Below are 13027 nucleotides of genomic sequence, written 5' to 3' on the forward strand. Positions count from 1 at the left end.
TGAGTTATCCCACTACCGACAATCCTTGCACGATTAACGAAGGCGTATAGCAAGAACCATTCCAATCAATGTCGCCGCCTAAAGCAACTATTTTCTTTAATGCCGTGTAAACATTGCCCGCTACCATCGTATCTTTTACCCGCCCAACGATCTTGCCGCCTTCAACTCGATAGCCTAAATCGACATTAATCGAAAAATCGCCAGAAAGATCCGCACCGCCGCCCAACATTTGATCTACCAGTAATCCTTCATCTAATTGGGCGATTAACTCTTCTAGAGAACCTTTACCGGGTTCGATTAGCAAGTTAACTAAATCTGGTGTAGGATAGCGACCCAAACCAGGACGAAATCCATTTCCAGTACTTTGAGTGCCTAGCGCGCGCGCCGTGGTTCGGTCGGTGTAAAATTGTTCGACTCGTCCTTGGGAAATCAAAGAAAGGGTTTGGGTTGGCGTTCCCTCGTCATCGAAGGGACAGCTATAGGGTTCCTTATCCGGTTGTTGAGAAAGCGTTAGCATCTCGGATGCGACGAGTTCGCCGAGTTTGTCACTCCAGGGCGAAGATTTTTCTAGAACTGATTTGCCATTTAACGCTGCCGCTGCCGTACCCCATAACATCGTTGCCGCGTTAGCAGTAAATAAAATGGGAATGCGCCCTGTTGGAGGGGGAGCATTGGTTTGTGCCCATTGCAAGCGCTGTAGTATCTGCTTGACCACTTTGTCGGGATTGAGAGAACCTCTGGTGTATTCCCCGTCGTAAATGCCTAAAAAATCTTCTCCTCTAACCCATTCCACGCCGAGAAAATAACTGACCGAGGTGTCGGTGTATTCGCAGTGGAGTCCTTGAGAGTTGAGTAAAATCGTCGTTTCTCGTTCGCTTTCTAACTCCGCAGTGCAAATTAAATCCGGGTAAGCATCTCGCAGTTGCGCGATCGCGTTCTTGCCGATTTCGACCAATTTTTCTACAGCTACCTCTTCTCCGACGTTTGAATAGATAGCCGTCCTCGCTTCGGCTAATTCGATGGTTTCTGGCGGATTGAGGCGCGAAAGCGCGATCGCTCTTTCTACTAAGACTTCTGGATCTACTTCGCCATACGCCACGGCTAACCCCGGACATCCCTCTCGCCACAATCTAAGTGCCGTTCCTTCCGATTGGGAACTTTCTAACTGTTTGAGTCGATTGGCTTCAAAAAAGACAGGTCGAGACAAGGCGCGAGAATGATAGACTTCTGCGTGGCTAGCCCCTGCTTTTAGCGCTAAATCGATCGGTTTTTGCAGGTCAATGGTCATCGATAGTGCAATCCGAACCCGTCCAGAACGTTACTTATACCCATCATAGGTTCTCGATTGTCCGATCGAGAAATTTATCTCGATCGCGTCTCGCGATCGACTGCCCCGGCATGATTTTTCACTCGAATAACTCGCGCTGATAAGCCTTGCGTTTTTAGTTGGTGGAGGCGCCGTTCTGCTTGCGATCGCGTCCGAAATAGACCGACTTGAATCACCGTCTCTCCCCGACGCACGAATGCCATCGGTTCTATCTTTCGTACCCGCGCTAGAATGGCTTCGCTTCTGGCTAAAACTTCTACGCGATAGAGTTCCGCTGCTGCAGGAGAATAAGAAGGCGAAGAATGGCTAGGAATGGGATTGGGAGATGTTTGGGGTGCCCGAAACCTGTATTCTCGAACTACCGAAGCATTATTATCGGACGAAGTTGGAGAATTGGGAACCTCGCGAACGGGAGGGGGCGGCGGCAGGCTTTCCAAGACGGGTGGCGGATTTTGCGCGATCGCAACAGTAGCATAGAAAAATCCCAAGCCGCCTTCGAGTCCCAGTAATATAAGCAATCCACTGGTTTGACGCTTCATTTTAGTTTTCCTCACACCTTTGGTTATCGCTCAAGAAGGCTTTTTTCTAACTTCCTTCTCTTGGGTCAAGTTCTTTTCCAGACCGGGAAAGAGCCTAACTCGATACCTGAATTTTAATACTGATAATGTTAGCCTAGAAAAAACGGAAATAAGTCTTTAATCTTAATAGGTATGAACAGAGTCGTCGTCGGCTTGTCGGGTGGAGTTGATAGTTCGGTTGCGGCTGCCACCCTCCATCATCAAGGATATGAAGTTGTCGGTCTTACCCTTTGGCTGATGAAGGGTAAGGGACAATGCTGTTCTGAAGGAATGGTGGATGCGGCGATGGTGTGCGAACAATTGGGAATTCCCCACCACATCGTCGATAGTCGAGACGTTTTTCAGGCAAATATTATCGATTATCTGGTGTCCGGTTATGAAGGCGGGATCACCCCTCTGCCTTGTTCTCAGTGCAACAGGACGGTGAAATTCTCGCCGATGTTGAAATACGCCAGGGAACAATTAGACTGCGATCGCATTGCCACTGGACACTATGCTCGCATTCGTTACAACGAGACGAGCCAGCGCTATCAATTGTTGCGAGCCGTCGATCGCAATAAAGATCAGTCTTACTTTTTATACGACCTGACGCAAGATTTGTTGGCAGCGTCCGTCTTTCCGTTGGGGCATCAAACCAAGGAAGAAACCCGTCGCATTGCCGCTCAATTGGGTCTCAAAACCGCCCAAAAGCCAGACAGCCAGGATTTGTGCTTGATCGAGGCTCACGGTTCTATGCGGGCGTTTTTGGATAAGTATATTAACCAAAAAGAAGGCGAGATCGTCGATCTAGACGGAAAAGTTTTGGGAAAGCACAGTGGCATCCATCATTACACTATCGGTCAGCGCAAAGGTCTAGGGATTGCGGCAGCCGAACCGCTGTATGTCGTGAAACTAGATCCGGTTATGAATCGGGTTGTGGTCGGCAATCGCGACCGTGCCGGACGTTCGGAATGCGTGGTAGGGCGCATGAATTGGGTTTCTATCCCCGAACCTACTACCCCGATTCGCACTGAGGTACAAGTTCGCTACCGTTCTTCTCCTGTCCCAGTCAACGTGATTCCCCTCGAAGAATCGCGCGTCAAGCTGGCTTTCGACGAACCTCAGTTTGGCATAACGCCAGGGCAAGCGGCTGTCTTCTACGACAGAGATGTTTTGCTAGGCGGCGGGATAATTATTCATAATTCGTAATTGTTATTATGAGTTAACGCCGAGTCAGTTTTGCGCTCAATTCCCATTTAATTCGATTGAGAATCGAAGCTTCATCGAGCGAGTTAAGAATGCTTTTCACCACGGCTTTTGGTCCGTCGGGACCCCAGGATGCGCCGTTGGCGAGATAAGTTTTCGTCACTTGTCCGATCGCGTAACATGCCACGCCGGCAACGCCAGCTTGCGTAATGGCAACGGATAAATACGGCGCTAGGGATGCCCCGCCAGTAGCGGGTGCCGTTATCCCCAACAATCCTTTTAGCGAACTCAATCCTAAAGCAGCTAAGAATTCGCTAGCGCTGATTCCTCCCATGCTAAGTCCAATCCTCTTTAATAAGGCGATCGCGCCTTGTTGCGTCATGGGGAGACCATAGAGACGAGAGAGGGCGATAATCATCGTCACGTCGATGACAGCACCCGTCAGAAGGTCAAGGACGGTAACGGGATTCAAAGCGATCGCGACGGCTTTTGTCATCATTGCTTTGTGAATTAACTGATTCGCCGCTCCCTCCCGAATTTCCATTTTGCGCTGAACTACTCGTTCGTTGACCTCATCGGCATAGAGCATGCTATTGAGGGCGATCAAAGACTTCCCTTCGCGGTGCAAAATTTCAAGAATTTTTAATTTTAGTTCTTCGATCTGGGGTTTTCCGCGACGGCGCTGCATCTTCAGCTTGCCATGTTTGTCTCGCACTGCCTCTGCTACCAATGGCGAAGCAGCCACCATGACGATTTCATTGGGTGAAAGTAACTGTTTTACCCGTTCGTCGCGAATTTTGCGGTAAATTGCCAAGCGATCGGCTTCGGGATACTGGTCGATTTTATTAAAGATCAGTATCATCGGCTTTCCGACTTCTCGCAACTGAGAAAGCGCCTCAAATTCGACCTTGGTGATATCGCCAGAAACGACGAATAAAATTAGGTCTACCTGTTTGGCAATTCGACGCGCCATGATTTCGCGGGTTTCTCCATCGACTTCATCGAGTCCGGGAGTATCGATGAGCTGAATTTGGGAATTACCCAAACTCGGTAAAGCAAGGCGCTGGATTTCAGATAGATTGTCGCCGAGACTTTCCTGGGTAAGTTGCCAATGCGCACTTTCTATCGTGCGAGTTACTCCGTGTAGCGGACCCGCTTGAAAGATATCTTGTCCTAGAAGTGCGTTGAGAACCGAAGATTTTCCCCGTCCTACGATGCCAAAAGCAGCAATCTGTACGACAGAAGCCTCCAGCTTTTCTAGCATGTCGGCAAGGCGATCGATATCTGTCTCTAAGCCGATTTTTTCTTGAGGCGTTAAATCGATCTTGTTAACTAAGTCTCTTAGAGAACTTTGAGCTTGTTTGTAGTTGAGTTCCTCCTGAATGGCTTCAAAGCTCAGAATGGCACTATCCAAATCTTCTGAATTCCAATTTGTATCGAAAGATAGATTAGACATCAGTTATTAGCGAACTGACAATTGGGAACTGATTTGTTATTTTAATCTTTTAAAGCAGTCAAGTAGTTAGACATCCGTGAGTTCTAGAAATTTGCCAGAAACTATTGCCTACGTCCGCATTACCAATCAGTCCTGGCAACAGGGTAAGCTCGAAGGTGAAGTCAGAGCGGCCGCCTATGAGTGGCAGTTTCAATGGAATTTTCGGCGGGGACATTTATCAATACAACCGTCGCTAGGGCGTGCCTTAATTGTTGAACCCCTGGGACGTTTCTTAGAACGCTGGGATTATCAATTAGAACCAGGGGGAGATTATGAGTTTACGGTACGCGCGGAGCTTTAGTTAGAGCGAGAAAGATTTGGGGAACAGGGAGTGTGGGAAGGGTGGGGAGACTCTGAAGACAAGGGAGAAAACTAACCACTAACCACTAACTACTAACTACTCCTTAATTCTTTGATCGAATAACCAATTCCATTAAAAACGATAATTATTATTGCCTATCCAAAGGCTCAGAGGAATGGCATGACCCTGACTATCGACTTTAACTTCGACTGCGAAAGGACGTTCTCTGTTTGAATTTTCTAGTGTTTGACCGATACGAGCCTTAATTTCGTCGCCTCGTTCTTGAGGAAAATAATAAGTTTCCAGACCATAATCAATCCAGGGGTAAATGGACTGTTTTCCCTCTAAGGCAACGCGATCGCTCGGTAAATCTGAAGGGCAATCGCGGCTGACGGCTACGGGTTTCCACACACGGGGAGGCTCTCCTGGTTCTGCTGCTTTAGCGGGGGCTTGGAGAATGATATAGAATCGAGTTCCAGTCCGAAAAGCGGTCTGTTTTTCTCCCCGATTGGATTGGACTATTGTTTCCCAACCTGGAAGGCGTTCGAGAGCATCGACCCTAGATATATTGTATCTAAGCCTGAGCGAACGACCGCGCAGTAGTGCGTAAGGATCTATAGGAAGCGTTTGAAGTACGATAGTTTTGCCTGAAAAATGCGTATAAATCGCTTGAGCGGGCACGACTAAAATCAGTGCCGATTGGAAAAGCAGGGGAACCCAAAACCGCCAACTGGAAATTTTATTCATCATTCGTCGCTCGCAACGCCTTCAAAGTCTGCAAATATTTCTCAAACCCCAATCCAGCCGCAATTATCCCAAGACCGCAGAACAATAAAACGATCGCCTTAGCCAGCAAGTCAGTTTCATATTCGAGCATCCGCGAGACGATCTGTAACACCGTTAAGAGAATGCCTCCCCAGAAACTGATACGATGTCCAGTTGCTAGCCCTTTGCGGATAAAGCCAACCGCAAAGAGAAATAAAAGGACATTAAAAATTAACGTTGCGATCGCGCCCAATGCACCTACGCTCAAATGCCACCAAACCATTACCCCAATCAGTAAGATCGCCGCCCCAACTATCGCGTTCTTACGCTCTAGCCGCCACCTAGCGCTCGTCCTATATCCCAGTCGCCACCAAACCCAAACGGTCAAACCGCCCAACAGCAAGATATCTAGCAGTTTAACCCAATCGTGCCAAGCGATCTCCGAACCCGTGCGATAGGAAAAAGGTCTCCAGATCCCGTTAAACGAGAAAAGATAAAACAGAACGCTAATAAAAAATAGTGCCAGATTGCGCGCGATCTCATCGAAGGAAAGCTTCTCTATAGATCCGTTCCAGAGAGAATCGCGATACGCCCATAGTAGCGCGGGCGGAAGCGAACAAGCGATCGCGCCCATCATTCCCCTAGTTCCTGGGGAGAAATTGATAAAATTTGCCAGAAAAATGATTACACTGGCTTCTAGGGAAAAAATAACCAAGGCAGCCCCTAAACCAAAAAGCCAACGAGAACGACACCAATAAGCCAAAGGAATTCCCAGCAAGCTTACCAAGAGCGGCATATGTTCGATCGCGATCCGAAAGTCAGAAACCTCCCCCGGCATAAATAAAGTGATCATCCCCGCAACGTAGCCAATGCTCGCCAGAAGTATGGCTAGCACCCCCAAAAAAGTCAAGCGCAGGCTATAAGCCATCGCCAGGACTCCCAAACTCCAAACTAGGAACAGATGATAGAGCGAGCCGCTTCGGTGAAAGATTTGAGACATTAGCGCCAGATTTGCCCCAAAAATCAACGCTCCTAACAGCAGCAATCCCTTGCCGAGACGAGCTTGCCATCGTTCGACTGGATGCTGCCACAGGTAAAATCCAACTGCATTAACGCCAACAAACAAAGCGACCAACGACGCTACCTTGAATTCTTTCGACCAAACTTGCCAGTTAGCGGCAACAAAAATAATGGCAGCTAGCCCTAAAAGGATGCTTCCCAGTGCGATTAGGATAGCGACAAAACGGTTGCGCTCAGAAAGAGCCAGGTCATCGAATTGATAGCGACGAGCTAGTTCTGCATACAATGTCTCATCGATTAATCCCTCTGCTTGCCATCGATCCGCTTCTCGGCGCAGTTGGTGGCGAAACTTTTCCGAAGCCATTCTCGATTTATTGAGTTCCGCATCGCGATTGATAGTTCTAGATTAGCGTCTCCGATTGGGTATAGGCTTATTGAGCCGTAGAAATAACCTCTTGTCCTAAGGGCGAAGTCGCATAACCGAGAAAGGCTTTAACGGCTGCATTGGCTGGATTTTTGTAAACGTAATAGAGCGTCCGATAATAGGGATAATTGGCGGCTTCTGGATCTAAACCATCCACAGAAACCGTGCGCACGGTTTGTTGATCGGCTATTTGAGCATAGGTGGCATAACTGATGCCATCTCTTCCTAATGCTCTCAAGATGGGAGTCGTCGCATCTCGCTGCATTTCGGTAATGTTGGGCGCACTACCAAAATTCTCGCCTTCGAGAAATAATTCTTGAAAGGCTTGGCGAGTTCCGCTGACGCGAGGTCGGTTAATAACTCGAATCGTACCCGGTTTTCCGCCCACTGCCGACCAATCGGTAAGTTTTCCTTGAAAAATCTCGACGACTTGATTTTTCTTCAAACCTCTGCGAAAAGGATTATTAATACCGACGACGATCGCGATCGCGTCTTTAGCAATCGGAATGGCGACTAAACCTTGAGCTTGTTCCTGGGAAGTCAAAGGACGAGAAACCGCAGCCAGATCCACATTTCCCGCTAAAAGATCCTGGATGCCATTATCCGACCCATCGGCAGTAGCATCCACGTTCGTCCCTGGAAATCTCAACTCAAAACTATTTCTGAGCGCTTGGTTAATTTGCACCATGCTAGTAGAGCCGTCAATTCTGACCGTTGTTCCCCTAGGAACCGTTGCTGGAGCCGAAAAGGTAGTGGAAGCAGTCGGAGAAGTTGGAGCGGGTAATTTCTCTGGGGAACTGACGGTTTCGTTCGGCGTTGGAGATGGGTTTCCCTTTCCTGGGATTAATTTGCTCAAATCTATGCCAGATTGACGGCTAAACCACCAGTAGCCGCCGCCTAAGATTCCGACTGTAATTAACAAAGATAAGATTAAAATTGCTGTTTCGTTTTTTGGTTTCATAGCTTTAGCTCGACGACCCTTTTAAAAGCCATGATAAGAAGATTAAAGTCCATTTTGTTATTCTGAGTGCAGTTGAACGTAACGAAAAATCTCTGTTTGGAGTTGGTATACTCAAATGTTTCGCTTTGCGATCGCCATGCCCAACATGACGGAGTCGAAGCTGGCTCTGCCGCTCAATTGGCGGAGTATCTTCGACATTCTCTACTTTTGGGACAATCTGTAAGCAAATTTGCCATTTAGCGACATTTTCTTCTCGCTTAACTTCGTGAACTCGTTTATATAGTTCCCAAAATTTTTCTTCGATCTTTAAGTATTTTACCGGAAAATCTTTATATACGTGAATTCTAAAAAATCCGATAAATCACTGAAGTAAGACCCACTTTAGAGGGGAATTATATTTAGGAAAGAGGAAAGGATTAGAGAAGGGGTTTTATTCCTAACTTTAATCAATTATCTGGCAAGAAAATTTATGTCAAAAAAAATTACTGCTTCTGTGGTAATAGTTACTTTAATTGTTGCATCTGCATCTGCTAGTTTTAGCTATCCAATTAGTGCTACTGAACTCTCAAAAGAGATGAATGAGAGTTTTATTAAAAATGATTCTATTCCCATCGATCCAAAGATCCGGAATAGTAAAACTTGGATTGATGATGAGGCAATCTCTAAAAAGATGAACGATCTTGAGTTCGTAACAAAAGTCGATTAGTATTGAAATCCTGGTAGAAGGAGACAGAAAATCTTTTGAGGGCTACTTCAAGAAAGACCATCACGCACAAGTTAGAAAATTTGTACAAATGTATAACTTATCTAACCGCGCAACCATTCAATAAAGACTGCTTGTACTCGTTTTTCCTTGCTTCATGTCGCCCGAATATGTTTCAATTCTCTTTTTTAAAAAGCGATCTGATCTATTGCTGTCATTTTAGTCCAGGACTGTCCTGGACTAAACTTTCTCAGACTAAGCCTGGATAGAAGCGATCGTGCAGCCAAACCAGGTCATGTCCTGCTAGAGGGCTTTTATTGTCCAACGAACCATCTTTCCCTTCCAATTCGGCACGGGTTGGATGGGGTTTAGACCAACTCGAAAGTTAGATGGCTTTTGATAGAGTGGATAGCGAAACTCAGCAGTAGGTTGGTGACTGGCACTATAGACAGGCTCGAAATAGCCTGTAAAAGTAACCGTACCGCGATCGTCATTGCCTACCGACTGATAAAAGACGAATTCTTTTTGGACGGCCACTTGCAATTTTCTTGGCGTGCGAGACTTTACCAACAACTCGCGAAAACAGAGCAAAGAACGACGAACGCGATCGCGGTTAATTCCCGGTATGGGATAATTTTGATACGCCTTGACAGCAGCATTGCTCTCTAGAATTTTAGTCGAGAGCCGAAAACAATCCAGAATCGAAAGAAGCAATAATTTTCAATCGCGTTCCACGCTTCCGAAAAAGATTGGTTCTACCCGAATTGCCACAACGGTAGAAGGACGTACCACCATGTATTCTCCCTGAACGTTTTTGATTGGTATGTTCATAAAATCATGAGAATCTGATTTTGGTACTAGCTCGTTGCTATACCATTTCTGAAAGTCTTGAATGGTGGTAAAACGAACTTCTTCTCGATGACCGCTTGATAAGAAAAGATGAATCGCGTATTCGTCAGGTTTTCTTGGCATGATAATTCGATTTAATTCTCTAAGACTATTATCGGCGACTAAGAATGCAAATTAAACCGTTGCAGTAGAGTTTTCAGCATCGAAGGCAAAGTTTTGTTCAATTCAGTCGCTGTCTTAAAGATAAGCTGTTGGTGCTGGGGTAAGTCGAAGGAAAATTTGCCAATTAAATCTGGACGTTCCATTTGCGCCAGCAAAATTTGACCGGCTCGCTTGTTTGCGAGTGCGTAACCCAATTCAACGCAAACGAGAGGACTTAAAATTAACTGAGGTTGTCTTTCTTGAGGAATGCTGATTATCGGCGTTCCATCGGCGATAAATAATAAACTTTTGCGAATTTTACGCAATTGAGTTTCGCTTAACCGCACGGTCGTATCCGTAGAACGTAGGGATTCTTCTAAAGTTATCGGAAAACGCGATCGCCGATTGAAAGTTTCTATGGCTTCTGCAAGTGCCGAACGCAAAGCCTCGCTGGCTTGAGGATATTCATTTTGGCAGCTCAAAAAGACGATTGGTTCTAACCAAGCCGAAATGTCCTGTTTAGTAAAGTAAATTTCGTGGGACAGGAGATCGATATTTGAGATAGCATAGCCGCCACTTCCCTCAATATAAAACTCGACCAGATTTCCTTCGAGATAGCGTTGAAACCAAACCGATTCTTGTATCGCTTGAGCGTCGTCCAAAAAATCAGCCCGCATCCCTGATTTGAGAAGGCTATTTCGGCTCAGACGCAGATCGTGAGGTCGTTTGACAATTTCCTTGATTGGCGCGTAATGCTCCAGATACCAGGCTTTGAGCGCAATAATCGCCATAGTTTAAGGAGTTTCCTCTAGCTGAGATGAAAAACGGTACTTAGGAATCTTAGCAATAAGCGCTGATATCCTCACCACATTCATCAGCTAGATAGCAAAGAGCGCGGAAACGGAGTGCCATTAAATCTTCGTAGAGAGGGTTAATTTTGCACAGGGGAGGAATATTGGCGATTGTGCGACCAAATAGCTGAATTTTACGTGCAAAAGGACACTGAGCGGGAATAAGACGACAAATGCGATGCGCTAACTTGGGGCGATCGATTTCAATAGAATTCAGCCGCATCCGCAGAGGTTTGAGAAGATCGACGCTTTTCCAGCTAAAAGAGCGTTTGGCGTTTGTTTTAGTCCTTGCGAGATCGTTTTCAATCCAACCGCTTAAAATTATAGACTTCGTGCTAGTATTGTTTAAACTCATCTTCGCTTAGTACTCTTGTTGACTAGGAACAAAACTATCTACTTGATAGCTACACAAACTCTTGTAAGTATTTCCGATATTTCTGACTCGAACTATAGGAAACTTCTAAGAGCCTAGGTATATTGTGACAACTGTATCCACTAAATTGGTTCCTTCTCTAGAGATAACACACAATTTTTGTCTGAAAAGCGTCCGCATGTAAGACTGACATTTAGACGATGACGAATTGCGATGTTCGTTGCCCAACAGAGAATTAATCTCTTGTTGCTATCATCATCTCTCCTATGAAGTAATAAATTCGCCAGCAAAATCGCCTAATTTTCGCGCGGCTCGTTTTCAGATCTGCGCAATTGTACTTACCTCGACTTAGCAAAGCCCAAAACAACCAGCGATCGCAAAATCCCGAATCAAAAAATACTGAGAAAAAAGTGGGCGAGCTTGGCTCGCCTAACAAACAAATTTACTTGCCCATTCCTAACTGTTGAGCTTTTTGATAAACTTTACCCTCCGTTAACAATGAAGGCGCGATGACTACCTCTACTTGCTGCATCTCCTTCATGTTCTTCGCTCCCAAGGTGCCCATACTGGTCTTGAGGGCGCCCAAAAGGTTATGAGTCCCGTCGTCTAGCTTAGCAGGTCCGGTAAGAATTTCTGCAAGCGTTCCCGTCGTTCCTACATTGATGCGAGTTCCGCGAGGTAAGACGGGACTAGGCGTTGCCATGCCCCAATGATACCCGCGTCCGGGCGCTTCTGCCGCTCTGGCGATGGGAGAACCGATCATGACTGCATCCGCACCGCAGGCAATGCACTTACAGATATCACCTCCCGTAACGATGCCGCCGTCAGCGATAACGGGTATATATTTACCGGTTTCTCGCTCAAAATCATCCCTAGCAGCAGCACAGTCTGCTACTGCTGTTGCTTGAGGCACGCCCACTCCCAATACGCCGCGAGAGGTACAAGCTGCACCAGGTCCGATGCCCACTAAAACGGCCGCCGCCCCTGCTTTCATTAAATTCAATGCCACCTCATAGGTCACGCAATTGCCCAAAACGACTGGGATAGGCAATTCTTGACAAAGCTGCACCAAATCCAGAGGAATCGTAGATTCTGGCGAGAGATGAGCTGTAGAAACTACCGTCGCTTGAACGAAAAATAAATCTGCCCCAGCCGAGATAACGTCTTCTCTGTACTTCACTGCACCAGCAGGCGTGAGACTGACTGCTGCAATGCCTCCGCGTTCTTTGATTTCCTTGATGCGCTGTTGAATTAATTCGGGCTTAATCGGTTCCGCATAGAGTTCCTGCATCAACTCCACGAATTCTAATTTGCCAACCGAGGCAATGCGATCTAGTATTGGCTCTGGATTGGCATAACGGGTCTGAATGCCCTCTAAGTTGAGTACCCCCATGGCTCCTAACTCGGATAACAACACTGCCATCCGCACGTCCACTACTCCATCCATAGCGCTAGCAATAATAGGGATTTCTCGCTCGATCTCGCCGATGCGAATGCGAGTATCTGCCAAACTAGGATCTAGAGTACGCACTCCGGGAACGAGTGCTATTTCGTCTATTCCGTAGGCTCGACGAGCCTTTTTCCCCCGACCGATCGCTATATCCACACTCATCTATATTTCTACAAGTTATTAGCCTAGCCTATCAAATTTTCGGTGTCATTTGAAAAATTATCCGCCACTAACGGGTGGAATTAGAACCACTTCATCTCCATCGCACAACAAAATATCAGGTTCGACAAATTGAAGATTAACTCCAAATCGAGTCAGATTTCGCCATAACTCAAGCTCTGGATGCTCTCTAAGGATATAATCTAAAACAGCCTGTACGGGAGTACCTTGTGTAAACGATAACTTTAGTTCTGAAACACCATAAGCTTCTTGATATGCAGCAAAAAGTTTAACCCTAATATTAACCCAAGCTTGAGACATAGTAGAAAAAACAAAACCTTCTTTCTATCTTAAAGAAGGCTTGCCTGACTATTTTATTACAAAAATTAATTAACCTGGCATCGAACTATTGTCCCAGTCAGCGACCCGACCAGTATCTTCGCCG

The 13027-nt window shown here is 46.3% G+C and carries 15 protein-coding genes; 3 read left to right on the forward strand and 12 right to left on the reverse strand.

All coding sequences use genetic code 11. The features are described 5' to 3' along the window. Positions 1-4 precede the first annotated feature (4 nt). Positions 5-1288, reverse strand: coding sequence for a TldD/PmbA family protein (locus tag NIES593_RS05885; RefSeq protein WP_073598685.1), 1284 nt, complete (start codon positions 1286-1288; stop codon positions 5-7). A gap of 74 nt (positions 1289-1362) precedes the next feature. Further along, positions 1363-1866, reverse strand: coding sequence for an SPOR domain-containing protein (locus NIES593_RS05890; RefSeq protein ID WP_073598686.1), 504 nt, complete (start codon positions 1864-1866; stop codon positions 1363-1365). Positions 1867-2037: 171 nt separating this feature from the next. Here NIES593_RS05890 and mnmA point away from each other — a divergent pair, with 171 nt between their 5' ends. Further along, on the forward strand, positions 2038-3093 hold the full coding sequence (mnmA, locus tag NIES593_RS05895; RefSeq protein WP_073598687.1) for a tRNA 2-thiouridine(34) synthase MnmA: 1056 nt from the start codon (positions 2038-2040) through the stop codon (positions 3091-3093). Between the two features lie 13 nt (positions 3094-3106). Here mnmA and NIES593_RS05900 read toward each other — a convergent pair whose 3' ends face one another. Beyond that, a complete protein-coding gene (locus tag NIES593_RS05900) occupies positions 3107-4546 on the reverse strand; it encodes a GTP-binding protein (RefSeq protein WP_073598688.1) in 1440 nt (479 codons plus the stop codon). Between the two features lie 76 nt (positions 4547-4622). On the opposite strand from NIES593_RS05900, the gene NIES593_RS05905 reads away from it, so the two are divergent. Then, on the forward strand, positions 4623-4886 hold the full coding sequence (locus NIES593_RS05905) for a DUF3146 family protein (protein ID WP_015145115.1): 264 nt from the start codon (positions 4623-4625) through the stop codon (positions 4884-4886). A gap of 132 nt (positions 4887-5018) precedes the next feature. Here the strand turns inward: NIES593_RS05905 and NIES593_RS05910 are convergent, their stop codons facing one another. The 3 genes from NIES593_RS05910 to NIES593_RS05920 all read right to left on the reverse strand — a co-directional run bounded on the left by NIES593_RS05910 (position 5019) and on the right by NIES593_RS05920 (position 8056). After that, a complete protein-coding gene (locus tag NIES593_RS05910) occupies positions 5019-5636 on the reverse strand; it encodes a GDYXXLXY domain-containing protein (protein WP_073598689.1) in 618 nt (205 codons plus the stop codon). Next, positions 5626-7035, reverse strand: coding sequence for a DUF2157 domain-containing protein (locus tag NIES593_RS05915; RefSeq protein WP_073598690.1), 1410 nt, complete (start codon positions 7033-7035; stop codon positions 5626-5628). Before NIES593_RS05915 ends, NIES593_RS05910 begins: the two co-directional genes overlap by 11 nt. A 67-nt stretch (positions 7036-7102) precedes the next feature. Then, positions 7103-8056 (reverse strand): phosphate ABC transporter substrate-binding protein, encoded by a 954-nt coding sequence (locus NIES593_RS05920; protein WP_073598691.1) that lies wholly within the window; start codon positions 8054-8056, stop codon positions 7103-7105. Positions 8057-8525: 469 nt separating this feature from the next. Here NIES593_RS05920 and NIES593_RS05925 point away from each other — a divergent pair, with 469 nt between their 5' ends. Then, positions 8526-8762, forward strand: a complete 237-nt coding sequence (locus tag NIES593_RS05925) for a hypothetical protein (protein WP_073598692.1) — start codon at positions 8526-8528, stop codon at positions 8760-8762. Positions 8763-9062: 300 nt separating this feature from the next. Here NIES593_RS05925 and NIES593_RS05930 read toward each other — a convergent pair whose 3' ends face one another. The 6 genes from NIES593_RS05930 to NIES593_RS05955 all read right to left on the reverse strand — a co-directional run bounded on the left by NIES593_RS05930 (position 9063) and on the right by NIES593_RS05955 (position 12903). Continuing rightward, entirely contained in the window at positions 9063-9473 is a 411-nt protein-coding gene (locus tag NIES593_RS05930) for an MltA domain-containing protein (RefSeq protein WP_073598693.1), read from the reverse strand. Between the two features lie 6 nt (positions 9474-9479). Next, positions 9480-9731, reverse strand: coding sequence for a hypothetical protein (locus NIES593_RS05935; protein ID WP_073598694.1), 252 nt, complete (start codon positions 9729-9731; stop codon positions 9480-9482). A gap of 38 nt (positions 9732-9769) precedes the next feature. Continuing rightward, positions 9770-10540 (reverse strand): hypothetical protein, encoded by a 771-nt coding sequence (locus NIES593_RS05940; protein WP_073598695.1) that lies wholly within the window; start codon positions 10538-10540, stop codon positions 9770-9772. 49 nt (positions 10541-10589) lie between these two features. Continuing rightward, the gene (locus NIES593_RS05945; RefSeq protein WP_073598696.1) at positions 10590-10955 is read right to left on the reverse strand and encodes a Mo-dependent nitrogenase C-terminal domain-containing protein; all 366 of its coding nucleotides are present in this window, start codon (positions 10953-10955) and stop codon (positions 10590-10592) included. Positions 10956-11415: 460 nt separating this feature from the next. Continuing rightward, positions 11416-12579 carry a GuaB3 family IMP dehydrogenase-related protein gene (locus NIES593_RS05950; RefSeq protein WP_073598712.1) on the reverse strand — a complete coding sequence of 388 codons (1164 nt, stop codon included), beginning with the start codon at positions 12577-12579 and terminating at the stop codon, positions 11416-11418. A 63-nt stretch (positions 12580-12642) separates the two neighbouring features. Then, on the reverse strand, positions 12643-12903 hold the full coding sequence (locus tag NIES593_RS05955) for a MoaD/ThiS family protein (protein WP_073598697.1): 261 nt from the start codon (positions 12901-12903) through the stop codon (positions 12643-12645). Positions 12904-13027 lie beyond the last annotated feature (124 nt).

Origin of the sequence: Hydrococcus rivularis NIES-593, from assembly GCF_001904635.1 — a bacterium.
Lineage (GTDB): Bacteria > Cyanobacteriota > Cyanobacteriia > Cyanobacteriales > Microcystaceae > Hydrococcus > Hydrococcus rivularis.